Genomic DNA, 20,261 nt, shown 5'->3' on the forward strand with positions numbered 1-20,261 from the left:
TTTCTATTTTTGCAGGCTGTTAGCTAAAAAATCAAGAATTCATCAACCATGGCGGAATATAATTTCAGGGAAATCGAACAAAAGTGGCAAAGCTACTGGAGAGAAAACGGAACCTTCAAAGCTGAAGTAGACCCTAATCGAGAAAAGTTTTATTCCCTGGACATGTTTCCATACCCATCTGGGGCGGGTCTTCACGTAGGACACCCGCTGGGTTACATTGCTTCTGATATCGTCAGTCGGTTCAAGATGCTCAAAAGGTTCAATGTCCTTCACCCCATGGGATATGACTCTTTTGGCTTGCCAGCTGAGCAATACGCCATTCAAACTGGCCAACATCCCGCATTAACTACAGAGCAAAATATTACCCGCTACACAGAACAGCTAAAAAATATAGGTTTTGCTTTTGATTGGGATCGGGAAGTTCGCACCTCGGACCCTTCTTATTACAAGTGGACGCAGTGGATTTTCATGCAACTTTTCAAAAGCTATTATGATTTGGAAGCGGACAAGGCTATGCCTATTGCTGACTTAGTAAAGCGATTTGAAAAAGAGGGGAATTCTAGCGTGAAAGCTGTCTGTGATGATGAAACCCCAACTTTTACAGCTTCAGAATGGAATGCATTTTCTGAAAAAGAAAAGCAGGAAATGTTGCTTCGATATAGGCTCACCTACTTGGCCGAAACAACGGTAAACTGGTGCCCAGCTTTGGGAACGGTACTTTCTAATGATGAGGTAAAGGATGGTTTTTCTGAAAGAGGGGGACATCCTGTGGAGCGAAAGAAAATGATGCAATGGTCCATGCGGATCACTGCTTATGCTGATCGCTTGCTTCAGGGTTTGGAAAAAGTAGATTGGTCCGAGCCAATCAAAGAAATGCAGCGAAACTGGATCGGAAAGTCCATCGGAGCTGAGGTTCTTTTTGAGGTGAAAGGCTCTGACAAAAAAATTAAAGTTTTCACAACAAGGGTCGATACCATTTTTGGAGTGACCTATTTGGCTTTGGCACCTGAGTCAGATTTGGCTGCTGAATTAGTTACAGATGACCAACGAGAAACTGCAGAAGCATATATCGAAGTAGCTAAAAATCGCTCCGAACGTGAGCGAATGAGCGATGTAAAGACCATTTCTGGAGCTTTCACAGGATCTTATGCCATTAACCCTTTCAATGGAGAAGAAATCCAAATCTGGGTAGCTGATTATGTATTGGCTGGATATGGAACAGGCGCAGTGATGGCCGTACCGGCACATGATGAGCGTGATTATAATTTCGCCAAACACTTCGGCTTAGAAATTAGGCAGGTGATTGAAGGCTCAATGGAAAACGGGTCTTTCCCAGGCAAAGACGGTCTGATTATCAATTCTGGCTTCATCTCAGGCTTGTATATGAAAGAAGCCATGCAGAAATGTATCGAGTTTCTGGAAGAAAAAGGAATCGGAAAGGGCAAAATCCAATACCGTATGCGGGATGCTATTTTCACTCGACAGCGCTATTGGGGAGAACCGCTACCTGTTTATTTCAAAGATGGTTTACCGTATTTGATCGATGAAAAAGATCTTCCACTAGTCCTTCCTGAGGTAGATAAATATTTACCAACCGAAGATGGAGAGCCACCTCTAGGTCGAGCTAAAAACTGGACTTATGAAACAGAAGATGGAGAATATCCTTTGGAACTCTCCACTATGCCGGGTTGGGCTGGATCAAGTTGGTATTTCTTCCGATACATGGATCCCAAAAACGATCAGGTTTTCGCAGACAAAGCAAAAACTGATTATTGGGGAGCAGTAGATCTGTACATCGGTGGTTCAGAACATGCTACTGGTCATTTGCTGTATTCCCGTTTCTGGACGAAATTTTTATATGATATCGGAGCGGTGAGCATTGATGAACCATTCCAAAAAATGATCAACCAAGGAATGATCCAAGGTCGATCCAATTTTGTGTATAGAATAAAAGGAACAAATAAGTTTGTCTCTCTAGGATTGAAGGATCAATATGATACTTCAGCTATGCATGTGGACGTGAATATCGTTCACAACGACCAATTGAACCTTGAAAAATTCAAAGCTTGGAGACCAGATTTGGCTGATGCCGAATTCATTTTGGAAGATGGCAAATACATCTGTGGTTCAGAGGTGGAGAAAATGTCGAAGTCCAAGTACAACGTGGTCAATCCAGATGATATCATTGAGCGCTATGGGGCGGATACCTTGAGATTGTATGAGATGTTCTTGGGTCCTTTAGAGCAATTCAAACCTTGGAATACCAATGGAATTGACGGCGTTTTCAAGTTTCTTCGAAAGCTTTGGAACCTATACCATAATTCAAAAGGTGAATTTGAAGTTTCGGATGCTCCTGCAAGCAAGGAAGAATTAAAAGCCCTTCATAAGGCCATCAAAAAAATGGAAGAGGATATGGCTTCCTACGTCTTCAATACTTCTGTTTCCTCATTCATGATTTGCGTGAACGAATTGACTGCTTTGAAATGTAACAAGCGGGAAGTTTTAGAACCTTTGGCAGTTTTGATCTCTCCTTATGCACCTCACGTGGCGGAAGAGCTTTGGTCATTATTGGGTCATGAAGGTTCGGTAACAACGGCATCATTCCCTGAATTCAAGGAAGAATATCTGGTAGAAAGCAACTTTGAATATCCAATCATGATCAATGGAAAGATGCGTTCGAAAGTATCCCTGCCATTGGATTTGAACAAAGAGGATATTGAAAAGGCAGCCTTGGCAGATGAAACAGTTCAAAAATGGCTGGAAGGTAAAGCACCGAAAAAAGTGATTGTCGTTCCGGGAAAAATCGTGAACTTGGTTATCTAATCAATAATAAATCAAAGAAGAAGGGGAAGCTTGGTTTCCCCTTTTTCATTTTAGGGCTTACCTTAGCTTAATCAATTTTTCAGCCCATGATTATTTACACATTTCCAGTCCACACTGCCTTTATTGAAAGGGATTTGGAAATGATCCGTCCGGAATCAAAGATTCACCCTCTTGTCTTTACCAATAAGCCTCTTTTTCTTCCCTTTTTCTTTATACTCCAATTTTTTCAATTGTTATGGTTTTTGCCCAAAACCAGCCAATACCTCTGTTTTTTTGGGGGCTATCATAGTGTACTTCCTGTTTGGTTTGGAAAAATATTCGGAAAACGATGCACTATCCAAGCCGGCGGAATGGACTGCATGAATATGCCTCAAATCGGTTATGGAAATTTTAGGAAAAAGTGGCTGCGAAAAGCCACCGTCTACTCCTTTAAAAATTGCTCACTGATTCTCCCCGTTGCAGAGGCTTTAGTCAAGCAGAATTATTCCTTTGACCCAACTCTTCCTCCCAAACAGGGCTTACTCAATCTAATTCCTGACCTGAAAACACAAATCCAAGTTATCCCAAATGGCTTTGATACGGAATTCTGGAAGAACCAAAATAAACCCCGAAATGCCTGGAGCTTTTTATCAGTAGCAACAGGGACAGCAGAACCTACTCGAGCTCGGGTCAAAGGATATGACCTAATCGAAAAATTTGCCAAAAATCATCCCGATTGGGATTTTACCTTGTTGGGAGATTCAGTTTATCAACCAAAGAGTTCAAATATTGAAGTTTTAGGAAAATTGGATTCTAAAAAGCTTCGGGAACTTTACAATTCCCATCAATTTTACTTGCAGCTTTCTACCACCGAAGGATTTCCAAATGCTCTCGGTGAAGCTATGTCTTGTGGTTGCATTCCAATTGGATCTGCTGTAGGGGCTATTGCGGAAATTATTGGGGATTGCGGGGGAATATTGGCCAAAAAGGATCTTCAACTTTTAGAAGAATTAATGCAAGAGATAGCAGCGAAGGATTTGCTAAAATTATCCAAAAATGCTTCTACCCGAATTGCCCAAAATTTTTCTTTCGAAAAACGAAAAAAGGCCCTTTTAGAGGCCTTAGGATTCAATTATTCCAGTAATTCAATCTGATTTCGATTGACCCTTACGACCCCACGTTGCTCTAATTTTTTCAACAGGCGGGTAATCACTTCCCGACTGGAATTTAGTTCCTGAGCTATTTGCTGATGGGTTTTATGGATAATAGAACTTTGACTCGCCGCCGAATTTTTTTCCAAATACTCCAACAAACGCTCATCCATTCGATGAAATGCAATCCCATCAACCACTTTCAACAATTCTTCAAATCGATCCTGATAGGTATCCATGACGAAATAATACCAAGATTGGTATTTGGGCATCCATTCATCGAGTTTAGAAATCGGAACAGAAATAATGATGGTCTCCTCTTCAGGAATAGCTTTGATTTTGGAATATCCCTCTCGAGCCGAACAAATCATCGTGATTGCACAGGCTTCTCCCGGGCCTAGATAGTACAAAAACAACTCGTGATCGTCTTCATCCTCCCGAAAAACCTTTACCTGACCGGATACTATCAAGGGGATGATTTCAACTTTTTGACCGATATCCATCATCAAGGCATCAGGTGGCAAAACTTGCAAGGTTGCGATGGATAGAATTTCCTCTTTGAGTCCTGCTTCAAAAGTTGGATAACAAAGCTCTAAAAACTCTCCGATTTGTTTTTTCATGAACGAAAGTTGTTGTTAATTGAAAAGGTGACCAGAATCACCTTTTTCTTTTTTTCGAAAGGTAATTTTGAAAAAGTTTGTTCCAAATAGAACTCCTTAAAATATGAAATCAAATACCCAAGTTCTTTTTTTACTCGGTTTAGGGTTAATGATTTCATATAGAATCCTCGTAAAGATACCATTTTTAAGAGAAGGTTTTGGTGGATTTGACGGAGCAAAACTTTTAAAAATTCTGATCGGCTTGGTATTCATCGTGACTACTTTTCTGATTTACAAAAATTCCAAAAAACAAGTATTATGACTTGGGATGTAGAAACGCTCTCACGCATTCAGTTTGCCTTCACCATTATGTTTCATTACATATTCCCTCCTTTTAGTATTGGGTTGGGATTACTATTGGTGGTCTTTGAATCGCTTTTTCTAATTACGAAAAAGAAAATCTATGAGAAAATCACTCGATTTTGGATTAAGATTTTCGCGGCTAATTTCTCTGTAGGAGTAGCTTCTGGGATTGTAATGGAATTTGAGTTTGGCACCAATTGGTCTACTTATTCCAGATTTGTAGGAGATATTTTCGGTTCCCCATTGGCCGCCGAGGGAATTTTTGCCTTCTTCTTAGAGTCAGGCTTTTTGGCCATTCTCCTTTTTGGCTGGAATAGGGTAAAGCCCGGAATGCACCTTTTCGCAACGATCATGGTAGCCTTGGGAAGTATGCTGTCCGGATTTTGGATTGTGGTTGCCAACAGCTGGCAGCAAACGCCTGTGGCCTATGAAATTGTTGTAGACTATGGGATCAGAAGAGCTGTAATCACAGACTTTTGGGAAATGGTTTTCAACCCTTCATCCATGGTCAGGTTTACTCATGTGATTCTGGGAGCTTGGATTCAGGGCGCTTTTTTGGTAATGAGCGTTTCAGCCTATTACCTCATCAAAAAGAAAAATATTGAATTTGCACAAAAATCTTTCGCCATTGCCTTGGGGTTAGCCGCTATCGCTTCCATTGCTCAACCGCTAGTTGGTCATGAACACGCCAAGGTGGTTGAAGAATGGCAACCTGCAAAATTGGCGGCATTTGAGGGACTTTATGAAACCCAAACTAATGCCCCACTCTATCTTTTTGGCTGGACGGATCCTGAAAAAAGAGAAACTTCCGGCATTGCCATTCCGGGAATGCTGAGCTTTTTGGTTCATGGAGATTTCGAGGGTGAAGTCAAAGGACTTGAAGAATTTCCAGAGGAAGATTGGCCGGCTGTTAACGGGGTATTTCAAAGCTATCACCTTATGGTAGCTTTAGGGATGCTATTTATTGGAGCTACGGTTTTAAGTCTGATTTTGCTTTGGAAGAAAAAACTATTCACTCCAAGTTGGTCTTGGTTGATCAAATTATATGTACCTGCCGTTGCCTTACCTGTCTTAGCCAACCAATTGGGATGGGTTTCTGCAGAAAGAGGCCGTCAGCCTTGGATCGTGCAAGGCCTTCTCCGTACAAGTGAAGGAGTCTCAAAATCCATTTCTACACCGGAAGTGATGATTTCTTTACTCTTGTTTTTGCTGGTTTACATTCTACTCTTCTTCGTTTGGCTCTATGTACTGGATCGTGAGATCAAACATGGACCTGAACACTTGGCCGCAGTGGAAGTCGGATTTAAGAAAAAAGCAGAACGAATGGACGCAATAAAATCACATTAAGCTATGGACTTCAACATTGTCTGGTACATATTGGTAGGAGTGCTTCTAATAGGATATGCCATTTTGGATGGCTTTGATTTGGGAGTGGGGATTTTGCATCTACGAAGCAAAGGAGATTATAATCGACGCATTTTGATGAATGCCATCGGTCCTGTTTGGGATGGAAATGAAGTTTGGCTCATTACCGCAGGTGGAGCTCTTTTTGCGGCTTTTCCTAATGTCTATGCCACCGCTTTTTCAAGCTTTTACCTTCCATTCATGCTTCTCCTGGTAGCCTTGATTTTTCGGGCGGTTTCCATAGAGTTTCGGTCCAAAGAAGAAAATCCACGCTGGCGAAATTTTTGGGATTGGGGATTCAGTATAGGCTCTATTACAGCAGCTCTTCTTTTTGGAATTGCGATCGGAAATGTGGTCATGGGATTCCACATTGGTAGTGACATGGAATACCAAGGAAATTTCTTCGACCTACTCAATCCTTATTCTTTGGCTGCAGGATTCTTTGCCTTATCCATGTTTGCTCTGCATGGCGCCATTTACCTTAACATGAAGACAGAAGGGGAGCTCCAAAAACAGATTCAAGGATGGATCAAAACCAATTATTGGATTTTTGTGATTTTCTATTTGATCTTCTCCGGCCTGACGCTTTATATGAAGCCAGAAATGATTGCTAATTTTTCATTCGGTCAAATTGACCTTCCAGGAAATAAACATGAATTGGTAGAAAATCATCAGACTTTAATTTCTGTATTTGCCTGGACGGTGGTTTTCTTGAATATTCTAGCAATAGCAAATATCCCACGAACCTTAGCAAAGGGAAACTATGGCTGGACCTTTATTTCCTCAGCCAGCATGATTGGAGCAATTGTGATGCTTTTTGCGCTTGGTATATTTCCAAACTTAATGATTTCCAATTTAGACCCAGCCTTCAATTTGGATATTTACAATGCTGCTTCTTCCCAATACACCCTGAAAACTATGGCTATTTTAGCTGCTTTCGGGCTTCCATTTGTCGTTTCCTACACGGTGATTATTTATTGGACCTATAGAGGAAAAGTTAAGCTGGATGAAAACAGTTATTGACTTTCCAGAGTGACGAAAATCACCACCTGTTTGGGTTTTTTAGCTGAAATTAATCAAGGATAAAAAGCCCACATATAACTATGAAACGCTTATTCACATTCGCATTCCTACTGCTTTCATTTGTCTCCTGCCAGGACGACAAGGAAAAGGACCCGGTAATAATTCCGCAGGTCAGCACCGCAGTAAAAGAAACTCTTCTTTTTACAAGGGAAGAGGAGAAAATGGCCCACGATGTCTATGCTTATGCATATTCCAAGTATGACCTTCAGGTATTTGAAAATATTATTTCCAGTGAATCACAACATGTAACAGCCGTATTGACCAATATGGATAGGTTAAACTTGGATGATCCCTTGGATGGTAGCACTACTGAAGGTGAATTCACAATTCCTGCAATTCAAACCCTTTACGCGGAATTGATCGCTAGAGTAGATATTTCCCATCAAGAAGCAATTCTTGTAGGGTTGTATATAGAGGATATGGATATCCTTGATCTTCAAAATGCAATCAAAGAAACCAATGATGATCAATTAGCATCACTTTATGAAAATCTCATGTGTGGTTCTAAAAATCATATGAGAGCATTTGAAGGACAAGCATCCACTCTTGGACTTACCTACACACCAGAATTTATCACTCAAGCAGAATACGACCTAATCATCAGCACTCCAAAGAGCACCTGTTCCGGACTTTAATTCATGAGCAAATGAACATAATCCCACTATTAGTTGCAATTCTTGTATTTGTAGCAAAACCAGAAAATCAAATTCCTCAAAACCAACAATTCCTAAAATCAGAAAATCCAGATGTAGAAGGATTGCTTTTGCTTCAAAAGCATTGCTATACCTGCCACAATCCAAAGTCCAAATCTCATGATGAAATCATTGCTCCCCCTCTTTGGGGAGTAAAAAATCATTACCTGAAAGCTTATCCTGAAAAGGAACCTTTCACTGAAGCAATGAAAAGCTTTGTTCAGAATCCAAATGAAGAAAAAGCCTTGATGAAAGGACCTATCAAACGATTTGGACTCATGCCAAAGCCTATGATCTCTGATACAGATTTGGAAAAGATCGTCAATTACCTCTATGAAAACGAGATCGAAAATCCTGCATGGCACATAGAAAAAGACAATCACAAAAATGGATCTGAATGGCCTCGGGAGTGACCTAGGTCACGATTTAAGCCTTAGAACTGAGTTAGATTTGTTCTATCAAATAACAAAATCGATAACACAATGAATACTGAAAAGGAAATAATCACAATGCCAAGAATCGGTGACCAAGCGCCCGATTTTGAGGCAATGACAACCACTGGGAAAATCAAATTCTCTGAATACATCAAGGATAGCTGGACCATTCTTTTTTCTCACCCAGCCGACTTTACGCCAGTTTGTACTACAGAAATGAGTGGTTTTGCTTTGGATCAAAAATTCTTTGATGAGCGAGGCACCAAATTGATCGGATTGAGCATTGACTCTATCCACGCACACATTGCATGGGTGAATAACGTGAAGAAAAATACTGGCGTTTTATTCGAATTCCCAATTATCGCGGACATCGACATGAGTGTTTCCAAGCTGTATGGAATGCTTCAACCTGGAGAAAGTGAAACTGCTGCAGTTCGTGCAGTTTTCTTCATCGATCCAAGTGGAAAAATCCGGTTGATCATGTACTACCCATTGAATGTGGGAAGAAATATGGACGAGATCAAAAGAGCTTTGATCGCTCTTCAAACAGCTGACAAATACAAAGTGGCTCTTCCTTTAAACTGGACCCCTGGTGAGAAAGCTATCGTTCCTCCACCAAAAACTGTAGAGGAAATGAAAGAGCGTGAAGCAAGTGATTACGAAATGGTAGACTTCTACCTGGCAAAGAAAGATTTGCCAGATGCATAGATATTTTTTGGATTAAAGGGTTAATTGATGAGAAAGCCTCTCCGAATTTTCGGGGAGGTTTTTTTGTGAGCCCTCATTTGATTAGTCTATTTCTTATAGATTTCTATATGAATACCAAAAAACCTTTTTTTGACTTTTTAACAAAATTTTTATAGAAATAGGGTCTTTTTGAAACCAGTTTCTTTAAACCCAACAAGAAATCAAGAATATCTATAAAAAAAGAAAGCCTGTTTTTTCAAACAGGCTTCTTTCATGGGTCTATTGTTGATTAAGTAAAACCAAATAAACTTTGGCAATTCTCAACATTGATTCAATTTTGAGATACCAAAATTTCTTAAACATACAAAAAGAGAAGTAATTATTCCAAATTCAGAAAAATATTTTTCAATCCTTTTTTGAGAAAAAATTCAATTCTCTATATCAACTTCCAAAATCCAAATGGAAGAACTTTCTTAACTTATGAATGAAATCACCAGCCTATGAAAAAAGTACTGATTTTCTTAGTAATACTTTTCGTGATCTACCTGATCGGCATCAATACGGTTCCCTCCTATGTCGAATCCTCACGAAATCCAGTAAAGATAGAATCTCCATACGAAGTCTCCCCTGAAGCACAGGAACTTTACAACCGCTTGGATTTTATTTCAGACCTCCATTGTGATGCCTTATTATGGGGGAGAGATTTGACCAAACGGGGAGATCGGGGTCATGTGGATTTTCCAAGAATGCGGGAGGCTCATGTGAGCTTGGAAATGTTCACCATCGTATCTAAATCTCCTGCCGGCCAAAATATGCAGGAAAACAGCGAGGACACCTTTGACAACATCACTCCCCTTACCATCATGAAGGGAGAAAGTCCGATGAATTGGTTTAGTTTAATCAATCGAACATTATCTCAGGCGCAGGCACTGGAAGGCTTTGTGACCAAAGAAGATGGAAAAGCGATTTTGGTAAAAAGTAAAGCGGATTTAGAAAACCTTCTTGAAAAAAGGAAATCAGACCCAGCTGTCATTGGGGCAATGCTCGGAATAGAAGGAGCTCATGCTTTGGAAGGGAATCTTGAAAACTTGAAAGCGGTTTATGAAGCTGGAATTCGTATGATCGGCCCTACCCATTTCTTTGATAATGAATTAGGAGGATCTGCACATGGCGAAAGCGGAGATGGACTTTCCGAATTTGGAAAGCAAGTAGTCAAACGAATGAATGAGCTTGGGATTTTTATTGATTTGGCCCACGCTTCTCCAGCAATTGTTGAAGATGTTTTGGAACTTTCCACCAAGCCAGTCATTGTCTCCCATACGGGAGTAAGAGCCATTTTAGACTCACAACGTAATTTGAGCGATGAGCAAATTCAAAAAATCGCTGAAAATGGCGGAATAATTGGAATTGCCTTTTTCGATATGGCAGTAGGAACTCCCGAACTTCCGAATATCATCGCCTCGATCAAACATGTACGTGATTTGGTTGGGATCGAATATGTGGCATTGGGCTCTGATTATGACGGTTCCGTAGCAGTCCCATTTGATATTACCGGATTGCCGTTGATTGTAGAAGGCCTTATGAAAGAGGGGTTCACAGAAGCTGAAATCCGCGCTGTCATGGGCGAAAATGTCAAAAACTTTTTCCTGAAAAACCTCAACTAACCCATGGAAGAAAAGTATCACCAAGACGCTGAAAGATTCGGAAAGCTACAAGAATACCTTCGGGAATTTGTTTATGGAGGCATAGATGGTGCTGTCACAACTTTTGCCGTGGTAGCGGGTGGATTTGGAGCCAATTTAGATACGGGTGTCATAATTATTCTTGGCTTTGCAAACTTACTTGCAGACGGATTTTCTATGTCCGTAGGAGCTTTTCTTTCCTCCAAATCGGAACGGGAAAATTTTAAAAAGCACGAAAAAATTGAGTATTGGGAAGTAGAAAATCTTCCGCATTTGGAGCGAGAAGAAATCCGCGACATTTACAAAGCGAAAGGTTTTAAGGGGGAGCTTTTGGAAAAAGTAGTAGATCAAATTTGCTCGGACAAAGACCTATGGGTAGCGGAAATGATGAAGGATGAATTGGAAATGATGCAGGACAATAAAAGTCCACTTAAAATTGGACTTGCCACGCTGGTTTCATTTATCCTAGTCGGATTCATTCCCTTACTCGTATATCTGATCGATTTTTTCAGCCAAATCGAAAAGCACATCTTTTTATTTACCAGCATTCTTACTGGTTTTGCCTTTATACTCATCGGCTGGATGAAAAGCTGGGTTAACCAAACCTCTCCTATCAAAAGCATTTTGGAAACCTTGGCGCTTGGTTTTTTAGCGGCTCTAGTTGCTTATTATGTTGGGGATATTTTGGAGGAATTTTTTATCAAAAAATAAATGGAAACTATCCAGGAAGTCTTAAACCGGTTGGATAGTATCGTGGATGAATGCCGGATTAATCAAAGTCGAATTGGGTATTTCACGATTCTATATCGCCAAGTCACCCGAAGAGTTCGAGATGGGATTTTAGCAGGTGAATTTGAGGATAATAAACGAATGGAAGTTTTGGATGTACTTTTTGCAAAACGGTTCATTGATGCATATGAGGAATGGAAATCAGGAAAAAACCCTACAGAAAGCTGGCGAATAGCATTTGAAGCAAGTAGAAATTCAAAACATCTCGTCTTGCAGCATTTATTTCTTGGAATCAATGCACATATAAATTTGGATTTGGGGATTGCCGCATCTGAAACCATGAAGGGAAAAGACCTATCAAAAATTAAAGGGGATTTCGATCAGATCAACCTTTTACTTTCAGAATTGGTCGATGATGTGAAAGCCAACATTAGTAAGGTGTCCCCCATTTTTGGTTGGCTGATTCCCCTTGCAAAAGGAAAAGATGAGATGCTTCTCAACTTCTCCATCCAACTTGCCCGAGATGGTGCCTGGAAATATGCGAACGAATATCACCTTGCTGGGAATCAAAATATAGAGATTGAAAAACGAGATAAAAACATTGCAGAGCTTGCTCGAAAACTGATCAATCCCGGGAAATTCCTGAGTTTCCTCATTCGAATTATAAGTTTTGCTGAATGGAAATCCGTCAGCAAAACGATGGATCAATTGGATTTAATACTTCCCGAAAAAGTTTGATCTAATTCCAATTTTCAACCCATTCCTCCAATTTCTTTACTTGTTTCTACTTCATTTTTCCGGTTGGTCTTTTCTTTTTTCAGCTGCATAGCATAAAAATGGGTCCCTTGAAAATAATCGACCCGCGCCTCAGATTCACCTTTTGCAAAAGTCCATTTTTCGCTTTTGAAAAGCTTCACTTTATCCTCATGGAGTTCCAATAGTTCATCATATGGTCCCCGCGGAGAAATTAATTTCACAAAAATCGGTGCAGTCTCAATGGCAATAAACAATAGCATGATAAAGACATTTGCCAAGGCCATTGCCCCACTTTCCTCAGTCAAAGCTGACAAGGCGTCCATTCTTGCCGCTAAGCCATCAAAGCCCTCTATTCCGGGTTGCTGCTTTTCAAATTCCTGCTGACGCAACGCCATGAATTGCCGGATTTGTGCCTCTAATGTGTCTATACGAACTTGATTTCTTTCTCTTAAAGAATTTAACGCAGACTGTGCTGCATCCAATTGCTGCTCTTTCTTTTTTGCATTAGTCCCCAAGCCTACTATTCCACTGGTGCTAGTAGTTTTCTCACCAAATCGCTCTGCATCATATTCCTGTTGAAGTTTATCTCGAAAAGCTTCAGCATCCTCCACTTCGCGCTTCAGCGTGTCAATCTTCACTTCCAGTTCCTGAATTTCGGGGAATCCTTTAGCCAAATTTGCTTTGGATTGGGTAATAAATTCTGTCTTTTTTTCATCCAACTTTCTATTGATTTCCCGCTCAAACATTTTCAATTCCAGCGGCTTGGAGATCACTAAAGCGAGCAAGACCGCCAATACCAAACGAGGGATAGCCAATTTCCATTCTGCCCAAGTGTTCTCTTTTTTTCGCATACTGGACACAATGAATCGGTCCAGATTAAAAATCATCAAACCCCAAAGGAATCCAAAACCTATTGCTGGCCAGATGGATTGGAAGACGGTAAACAAGGCATAGCCTGCAGCTAAAGCCGCCAAAACACCTGTGAAAAATACCGTGGCTCCTATTCCGACATATTTATTGGACTCTGTGGGAGTTCGCTTTAAAATAGAAAAGTTGGCTCCACTACAAAACCAGAAAAAACGGATAAGTGAATTCATAAAGGATAAGTTTGGTGATTGACCATTAGGATAACGACTGAATTCCTCCAAATGAATACCAAAATCCTGGGATTTAACCGAATAGAGGGATTTTGGGACGAAAAGGCATTTTTTAGGGATAAAAAATCCAAAGGGACAGACTCAATTTTTGTTCGGGTTGTTCGGTTCCGTTCAGGGGATGAACGGTTTTGGTTCAGTCATTTTTTGGCTTATGTTTGATTTTGTAAGGCTCCTATCGACGGATGACACGTAGGGGAATAATGAAATTAAGGCATTCCACATGGCCATTTAAAAACAATTAATAAGTACATGAAAAAAGTAGGCTTTCTCTTTTTACTGACCCTAATTGGGATCGTATCGTTTTCTTTCGGTCAAGAAATCCCTTTCGAAAATGAAGTAAAGGAAATTACCCAACGAATAAAACGAGATGGCTATCAGGTTGGGAGCACTTTGTTTACAGGGAGCTCTTCCATTCGATTATGGAAAAATTTGCAAGCTGATTTTCCGGATTATCCCATCATAAACACGGGCTTTGGAGGTTCTAAAGCCTCTGATTTAAAAAGACATTTGTATCCTTTGGTACTTCAGTTTAATCCTTCCCGGGTTTTTATATACGAAGGGGATAATGATATTCATGCTGGTTTGAGTCCGGAGGAAATCATGCAGGATTTGGAGCAAATCATTCTGCGGATTCAAGTGGTTGACCCTAGCACTGAGATTTTTTTAATCAGCGCAAAACCTAGTCCTTCCCGATGGGATAAAAAAGAAAATTACCTAAAGCTGAATAAGGCGATGAAGGCCTATTGTGAGGAAAAGGATGGAGTAGAATTTGTCAATGTGTGGGATATCATGCTTGGTGAAAATGGAGAACCAATTTCGACGATCTTTATTGAAGACCGTTTACACATGAACGAAGATGGATATGAGCTTTGGAAAAAGGTTTTCGAGAAATACTTTCCTGAAAAATAAAATCAAATCGCTACGATATTTCCCAATAGTTAAGGGCCAAAAATTCGTAATGAAACCGCTAAAATGATCTGCTGGGAACGGAAGTTCCTGTCTTGACCAAGGATTCGCTCCAGATTAATTTTTTGATCGTTGAATTCGCGCTCATATCGAAGATCCAAACCAACAGGTCCAATAGCCACTCCCAATCCAAACTGATAGCCCAATCGGAGACGTTTATTAAATTCATCTACTTGAGAAGGCAGAAAATTATCCTTTAACGTGTAATGGGCAGAAGGACCTCCAAAAGCTGTAAGAACCTGAAAAAGCCGAATTCCCAAAAGAACAGGGACATCAATTCGCTTGGAAAAGGCTTCCCCGTCTACAGTTTGAAATCTCGTTTCGGTATAAACTAGCTCAGGTCGCAAGTATATATCATAGGAATTCATGGTATAAAAAAGCCCGGCGTGATAACCTACATTTCCGAGTGGATCCTGCCAAACATTTCCCAGGTCTTTAAAATACTTCCCCGAGGTATTGTAATTCGTTCCAAACTTTATTCCTAGGCCTGAGCCTTGCTGCCCAAAGCTGGGAACTGAAAGGAAATAAAGGAAAACTAAAGCAAAAATCCCTAACCGTACTTTTTCCATAAACCTTTACTTTTTATTGTCGTAGAGCTTTTCACGACTAAATTATCACCTGATTTCTAACCCCTAGTCGGAATTCCTTCGTAACAGTCAGGGTAGATTCAAACAGAATCCATTTGGAATGGTTTATCAATTGGTTCAAATTCGAGACCAAAATTCGAACTCACGAAAAATTTTATTTGATAATGTTTATTTCAAAAATCAAAAAGCTACCAATGTATAGTTTGATTTTAAGCTTCATCCTTGCCTGTAGTAGTCCCACAGAGAATCAGGCTGAGCAATCGATTGCTCCCTCTGATGCCGAAAAATTAGCTCAATTCAGCGGGCGAACTGAGCTTGCGACCTTCGCTGGAGGTTGTTTCTGGTGTGTGGAAGCACCTTTTGAAGATTTGGATGGAGTGATCACTGTAATCTCAGGTTACGCGGGAGGAAAAGAAAAGAATCCAACCTACGGAGAAGTCAGCAGTGGAAGAACTTCCCATCGCGAATCTGTTCAAATCACTTTTGACCCAGAAGTGATCAGTTATTCAGAATTGGTGGATATTTTCTGGCAAACCTACGATCCCACTGATGTAGGTGGTTCGTTTTATGACAGAGGTTCTCAGTACGAATCTGCAATATTTTACCATTCAGCCGAACAGAAGAAAGTAGCTGAGGAGTCCAAAAAATCATTAGATGAATCTGGACGCTTCGAAAAGCCAATCGCTACTCCTATCATTAAGTACACCAATTTTTACCCCGCTGAAGAATACCATCAGGATTATTACAAGAAAAATCCAGTGGATTATTATGCTTACAGAAAAGGCAGTGGAAGAGATGCCTTTATCAAAAAGCATTGGCCTGAATTAAGTGAGGAAAAATACACAGCCCCTTCCAAGAAGGAATTGAAAGAAAAGCTAACTCCCATGCAATATGAAGTGACTATGGAGGATGCTACTGAATTTGCGTTCCAAAACGAATACAATGGAAATAAAGAAGAGGGAATCTATGTCTGTATCGTCTCAGGTGCACCTTTGTTCAGCTCAAAGGATAAGTATGAATCAGGTTCCGGCTGGCCTAGTTTCACCAAACCAATAGACGCTAGATTTCTTGAAAAACCGATAGACAAGAGTTTTGGAATGACCAGAGTGGAAGTAAGAAGTAAGTTTGGAAACAGTCATGTAGGTCATGTCTTCTACGACGGTCCAGCTCCTACGGGCTTAAGATATTGCATGAATTCGGCTGCTATGAAATTTATTCCTAAATCTGAAATGGAAGCAGCAGGATACGGAGAGTATTTGTGGTTGGTAGATTAATGATTTTGTTTGTTGAATCAGTTTGGTTAAAAAGGAAGGCTCATTGTCTTCCTTTTTTTGTTAAATCAGCCTTCTAAACGTGAGATTAATTCTTCCTCCAAAAACCCTTTTCGATTTGGGAATTTGATGTTCCCAATGGTGCTGACTTTCTCCTTCCATAATGAGAAGACTTCCGTGATTCAATGGGATTTGGATTTTCTCAGACTTATCGAAATAATTTCGGATCTGAAAATTTCGGGAAGCACCAAAACTCACAGAAGCAATTACTGGATTAGGACCTAAGGTGGATTCATTATCCCGATGCCAACCCATGCTATCCTGACCGTCTCGATAGAAATTCATCAAGACATGAGTAAATGGCTTTTCTACTAATTTTTCTACTAAGGACTTGATTTCCAGAAGTTCTTTAGTCCATGGAAATGGTTTCATCGAAATTCCTGAATAAGAATACGTCTTTTCCGAATCTCCATAAAGTGCAGTTAACCTGGGCTGCATTACTTTTTTCCCAAACATCCAAATGGGCTCTTGTTTCCATTGAATGGTATTTTGAAGAGTTTCAAAATAAAAGTCGGCCTGCTCTTTAGAAAAAAATTGATCGTAGAGACGAATCTCCCCATGATGAGGGAGAATATTATTATTGGAAGAATTAAAAATCGATTGCTGCATATTCCAAAAACCAGAAGATAAAGCGAGAGTTTAAAATTTTCTTTTGCCCTCAAATAATTCCCGGGACTATTTATATTTAGAATATTAAATCTACGACTATGAAAAAATTCGCTTGGATCTCCGGGATAATTTTAATCGTTTTTCTTTCCATCTTCATCTGGTGGAGATTCTTTTTCGTCTTCGGTGAAGGAGTCAAAGCCGGTTCTTTGAATTACTTCATGAAAAAGGGGGTCATATTTAAAACCTTCGAAGGGAGAGTCGTTCAAGAAGGCTTCCAAAGCCCCACTGCAGGAGCCTTGCAAAGCAATGAATTTCGATTTAGTGTAATTGATGATGATGTAGCGGCACAACTAGAGCGATCCTCAGGCAAGCATGTGGAGCTACGATATGTGGAATACAACGGGAAACTTCCCTGGAGAGGAACAAGTAATTTCATCGTCACCGAAGTCATTTCAGTGAAAGAAACGGGGAAAGTCGATACCTCCGGGATTCCCTTCGACCAGTAATTAGTGACGGGTCCAATAATCTACTACACAGACATCTTTCAGGTGAGGTCCTAATACTTCGCCAAAGGCCTTATGAGCCGGATGTGGCAAATAAGCATCTCGGTCTTCAGCAGAATGAAATGTCAATGTAAAGGCATGGGTAAGTCCTTTATTGATTCCTTCAGGACTGGAATTCACTCCCCATTCAAATGATTGTATTCCGGGAATCTCGTTTTGAAGATTTCTAAAAGCATCAATCACTTCCTGAATATCATCCTGAGAGGAGCTATCCTTGAAAGAAAAATAAACTACGTGTCGAAGAACAGAATCTGGCATGGATTCCTCTGTTTTTATAATTTCCACTTCTTTTACGATTTCAGATTTTTCATTTTGGCAAGAAAATAATCCCACAAAGGCTAGAATCAGGAATGTCTTTTTCATAGTGATATGCATTAGGCTACTCTAATTAACTGGAAAATAATTTTTTTCTTGGCATTCAAACTGAAAAATAAAATATTCCGTATCTTCAACGATATTTAAATAATAAAACTAAATATTTATAAAATGTCATTCTCTCGATATTTTACCTTCTTTGGATTCATAGCCTTAATTACTTCCTGCTCACAAAAGGAGGCCTCCGAAAAAAGTACCGAAGACAATCCATATTTCCTTACCAAAATTGATTCATTTGAGGTTGAAAATTTGACTAGAGTCTTTATTCGAGACTACTCCCCTGAAGAAGGAATTTACTTAGGGTACTCCATGGTAGAGGACGAGATTTTAGAAATTTCAGAGGAGGGCGAAATATTAAAACGGGTTAAAAAGAAAGGTGAAGGACCGGGTTTATATGGAAATTGGAATCCGATCGGAATCAGTTTCGGCCCAAATCAAGAGCGAGTTGTAGAATTACCTTTTCGAATTGTCACCTATAATTCGAACTATGAAGTACTCCAAGAACAACGGATTCAATCCCCACTACCGATACGAACCTTCGGTCCTATGGGAAGGACAGAATATTTTCAAAATGGGGATAGTACCATGTACTTAGTCGGGCCAAGCAATTATTTATCGGCTCACTACTTAATCATGAATGAAGAGGGAAGAGATACGCTCAAAAACTTTTTCCAAATCAACATTCAAACAGGGGAAATGAAATCAGTCGTTCCTTATCGAGAGGAAAGTCCATACAAGAATACAGAGGGAATTTATCAGGAATTAATGACCAAAAGTTTTTTGGTGGACCATATAACAGATGAACTATGGCTAGTACATGCCTTGTCAAAAGAGATAGAGATCTATGATCTTCCCCTATTTAATCTATCCAAGACAATCCCTCTGAATCACGAAGAATTTATGTCCTATTCTCCCGTTCCAATAGGCACCCAAGGAAATGATGAGGGAATTACCCCTCTCCGCTTTTTAGCAGGAAGAAACAAGCAATTAATCCAACTTGAGCCTAACCTTTTCCTTATCAATTATTATAAGGGAATTAGCGAGGCTGCTTATCAAACTCGAATTGCAGAGGATGCTACCTATACTCCGACAATTGATCCCAAAGAAAATAGTATTATAATTATCTTAGATGGGAAGCAGGTTGGGCCAGAACTTCCATCAGTGCCTGGTTCTATTTTATTTGGATTAGGGGATGGGAAATTTTTGGTTCAGGAACCTGAAAACCCCGAAATTGAAGAAGAAAAAACAAGATTCTCAGTCTATCAATTGATCAAAGACTCTTAATATTTATGCGAGTAGCTTTTTTTAGTACAAAAAAATATGATCGGGAAAGTTTCGAAAAATGGCTTCCTAACTATCCTCATCAAATCAGTTTTTTCGAAGCAAAACTAGATCAGCGATCGGCTATTTTAGCCCAGGACCATGAAGCAATCTGTGCTTTTGTCAATGACCAACTGGATAAGGCACCTTTAGAGGTTTTGGCCTCACAAGGAATTAAACTTATAGCCCTTCGCTGTGCGGGATATAATCAAGTTGACTTGGAAGCAGCAAAAAAGCTAAACTTAAAAATCGTTCGAGTACCTGCCTACAGTCCAGAAGCCGTAGCTGAACATGCCTTCGCTTTGATTCTGACCCTCAGCCGAAAGACTCATAAGGCCTATAATCGGGTGCGAGAATCCAATTTTTCACTAGAAGGTCTGACCGGATGCAATATTCACGGTAAAACAATCGGTGTCATCGGAACTGGAGCTATTGGAAGGGCTTTCTGCAGAATTGCTAAAGGCTTTGGCTGTCGAATCTTAGCCTATGATATTTTTGAAAATCCTGAAATGAAATCCTTGGGAGTTGAATACTGCAGCCTCCATGAGCTTTTTTCAGAATCTAGTATCATTTCTTTGCATTGCCCCTTGACACCTGAAACTCATCACATTATCAATAAAAAGTCCTTGCGAAGAATACAGGATGGATGCATGCTCATCAATACTTCCAGAGGTGGATTAATTGAAACCAAATCCGTGATTTCTGCTTTGAAAAAAGGTAAAATCGGTTTTCTGGGAATTGATGTATATGAGCAGGAAGAAGATCTATTTTTCCAAAACTTATCAGAACAAATCCTCCAGGATGAGCAAATCGCTCGATTAATGACCTTTCCCAATGTTTTGATTACCGGACACCAAGCATTCCTGACACGAGAGGCTTTGGATCAAATCGCAGAAACGACTTTAGAAAACATCTCGGCTTTCGAAGAAAACAAGGAATTACTGAATGAGGTTAAGCTTTAGAGGCTGTAT

At 40.0% G+C, this 20,261-nt stretch carries 21 protein-coding genes; 16 read left to right on the plus strand and 5 right to left on the minus strand.

Going from position 1 to position 20,261, the window contains the following annotated elements; translation table 11 throughout:
• Positions 1 to 48 precede the first annotated feature (48 nt).
• Positions 49 to 2,823 carry a leucine--tRNA ligase gene (gene leuS, locus E4S40_RS11265; RefSeq protein ID WP_135074062.1) on the plus strand — a complete coding sequence of 925 codons (2,775 nt, stop codon included), beginning with the start codon at positions 49 to 51 and terminating at the stop codon, positions 2,821 to 2,823.
• A gap of 86 nt (positions 2,824 to 2,909) precedes the next feature.
• Positions 2,910 to 3,956, plus strand: coding sequence for a glycosyltransferase family 4 protein (locus E4S40_RS11270; RefSeq protein ID WP_135074064.1), 1,047 nt, complete (start codon positions 2,910 to 2,912; stop codon positions 3,954 to 3,956).
• On the opposite strand, the gene E4S40_RS11275 is transcribed toward E4S40_RS11270, so the two are convergent.
• A complete protein-coding gene (locus tag E4S40_RS11275; RefSeq protein ID WP_135074066.1) occupies positions 3,935 to 4,573 on the minus strand; it encodes a Crp/Fnr family transcriptional regulator in 639 nt (212 codons plus the stop codon). The two genes, E4S40_RS11270 and E4S40_RS11275, sit on opposite strands and share 22 nt — an antisense overlap.
• 297 nt (positions 4,574 to 4,870) lie before the next feature.
• Here E4S40_RS11275 and E4S40_RS11280 point away from each other — a divergent pair, with 297 nt between their 5' ends.
• From E4S40_RS11280 to E4S40_RS11315, 8 genes are all read left to right on the plus strand, one after another.
• A complete protein-coding gene (locus E4S40_RS11280; protein ID WP_135074068.1) occupies positions 4,871 to 6,262 on the plus strand; it encodes a cytochrome ubiquinol oxidase subunit I in 1,392 nt (463 codons plus the stop codon).
• Positions 6,263 to 6,265: 3 nt separating this feature from the next.
• Positions 6,266 to 7,342, plus strand: coding sequence for a cytochrome d ubiquinol oxidase subunit II (gene cydB / locus E4S40_RS11285; protein ID WP_135074070.1), 1,077 nt, complete (start codon positions 6,266 to 6,268; stop codon positions 7,340 to 7,342).
• Positions 7,343 to 7,422: 80 nt separating this feature from the next.
• On the plus strand, positions 7,423 to 8,037 hold the full coding sequence (locus E4S40_RS11290; RefSeq protein ID WP_135074072.1) for a DUF2202 domain-containing protein: 615 nt from the start codon (positions 7,423 to 7,425) through the stop codon (positions 8,035 to 8,037).
• 11 nt (positions 8,038 to 8,048) lie between these two features.
• Entirely contained in the window at positions 8,049 to 8,507 is a 459-nt protein-coding gene (locus tag E4S40_RS11295) for a c-type cytochrome (protein WP_135074074.1), read from the plus strand.
• Between the two features lie 69 nt (positions 8,508 to 8,576).
• Positions 8,577 to 9,236 (plus strand): peroxiredoxin, encoded by a 660-nt coding sequence (locus E4S40_RS11300; protein ID WP_135074076.1) that lies wholly within the window; start codon positions 8,577 to 8,579, stop codon positions 9,234 to 9,236.
• Between the two features lie 479 nt (positions 9,237 to 9,715).
• Positions 9,716 to 10,879, plus strand: coding sequence for a dipeptidase (locus tag E4S40_RS11305; RefSeq protein ID WP_135074078.1), 1,164 nt, complete (start codon positions 9,716 to 9,718; stop codon positions 10,877 to 10,879).
• 3 nt (positions 10,880 to 10,882) lie between these two features.
• Entirely contained in the window at positions 10,883 to 11,608 is a 726-nt protein-coding gene (locus E4S40_RS11310; protein ID WP_135074080.1) for a VIT1/CCC1 transporter family protein, read from the plus strand.
• Positions 11,609 to 12,364, plus strand: coding sequence for a DUF5995 family protein (locus E4S40_RS11315; protein WP_135074082.1), 756 nt, complete (start codon positions 11,609 to 11,611; stop codon positions 12,362 to 12,364).
• Between the two features lie 14 nt (positions 12,365 to 12,378).
• On the opposite strand, the gene E4S40_RS11320 is transcribed toward E4S40_RS11315, so the two are convergent.
• Positions 12,379 to 13,479, minus strand: a complete 1,101-nt coding sequence (locus E4S40_RS11320; RefSeq protein WP_135074084.1) for a DUF4407 domain-containing protein — start codon at positions 13,477 to 13,479, stop codon at positions 12,379 to 12,381.
• Between the two features lie 51 nt (positions 13,480 to 13,530).
• Here E4S40_RS11320 and E4S40_RS17095 point away from each other — a divergent pair, with 51 nt between their 5' ends.
• A complete protein-coding gene (locus tag E4S40_RS17095; RefSeq protein ID WP_161971800.1) occupies positions 13,531 to 13,698 on the plus strand; it encodes a hypothetical protein in 168 nt (55 codons plus the stop codon).
• A 90-nt stretch (positions 13,699 to 13,788) separates the two neighbouring features.
• Positions 13,789 to 14,448: a GDSL-type esterase/lipase family protein gene (locus E4S40_RS11325; protein WP_135074086.1), complete on the plus strand. Its 660-nt coding sequence runs from the start codon at positions 13,789 to 13,791 to the stop codon at positions 14,446 to 14,448.
• A 29-nt stretch (positions 14,449 to 14,477) separates the two neighbouring features.
• On the opposite strand, the gene E4S40_RS11330 is transcribed toward E4S40_RS11325, so the two are convergent.
• Positions 14,478 to 15,074 carry a hypothetical protein gene (locus E4S40_RS11330; RefSeq protein WP_135074088.1) on the minus strand — a complete coding sequence of 199 codons (597 nt, stop codon included), beginning with the start codon at positions 15,072 to 15,074 and terminating at the stop codon, positions 14,478 to 14,480.
• A gap of 212 nt (positions 15,075 to 15,286) precedes the next feature.
• Between E4S40_RS11330 and msrA the strand changes: the two genes are divergently transcribed.
• Positions 15,287 to 16,366, plus strand: coding sequence for a peptide-methionine (S)-S-oxide reductase MsrA (gene msrA, locus E4S40_RS11335; protein WP_202615362.1), 1,080 nt, complete (start codon positions 15,287 to 15,289; stop codon positions 16,364 to 16,366).
• Positions 16,367 to 16,426: 60 nt separating this feature from the next.
• Here msrA and E4S40_RS11340 read toward each other — a convergent pair whose 3' ends face one another.
• Positions 16,427 to 17,032 carry an alpha-ketoglutarate-dependent dioxygenase AlkB family protein gene (locus E4S40_RS11340; RefSeq protein ID WP_135074090.1) on the minus strand — a complete coding sequence of 202 codons (606 nt, stop codon included), beginning with the start codon at positions 17,030 to 17,032 and terminating at the stop codon, positions 16,427 to 16,429.
• Between the two features lie 98 nt (positions 17,033 to 17,130).
• On the opposite strand from E4S40_RS11340, the gene E4S40_RS11345 reads away from it, so the two are divergent.
• Complete coding sequence (locus E4S40_RS11345) at positions 17,131 to 17,538, plus strand: hypothetical protein (RefSeq protein WP_135074092.1); 408 nt, start codon at positions 17,131 to 17,133, stop codon at positions 17,536 to 17,538.
• On the opposite strand, the gene E4S40_RS11350 is transcribed toward E4S40_RS11345, so the two are convergent.
• On the minus strand, positions 17,539 to 17,958 hold the full coding sequence (locus E4S40_RS11350) for a Dabb family protein (protein ID WP_135074094.1): 420 nt from the start codon (positions 17,956 to 17,958) through the stop codon (positions 17,539 to 17,541). It lies immediately after the preceding gene.
• Between the two features lie 123 nt (positions 17,959 to 18,081).
• Here E4S40_RS11350 and E4S40_RS11355 point away from each other — a divergent pair, with 123 nt between their 5' ends.
• Both E4S40_RS11355 and E4S40_RS11360 read left to right on the plus strand, forming a co-directional pair.
• The gene (locus E4S40_RS11355) at positions 18,082 to 19,254 is read left to right on the plus strand and encodes a hypothetical protein (protein WP_135074096.1); all 1,173 of its coding nucleotides are present in this window, start codon (positions 18,082 to 18,084) and stop codon (positions 19,252 to 19,254) included.
• 5 nt (positions 19,255 to 19,259) lie between these two features.
• Entirely contained in the window at positions 19,260 to 20,252 is a 993-nt protein-coding gene (locus E4S40_RS11360; protein WP_135074098.1) for a 2-hydroxyacid dehydrogenase, read from the plus strand.
• Positions 20,253 to 20,261: the final 9 nt, after the last annotated feature.

The organism is Algoriphagus kandeliae (assembly GCF_004571135.1).
Taxonomy (GTDB): Bacteria; Bacteroidota; Bacteroidia; order Cytophagales; family Cyclobacteriaceae; genus Algoriphagus; species Algoriphagus kandeliae.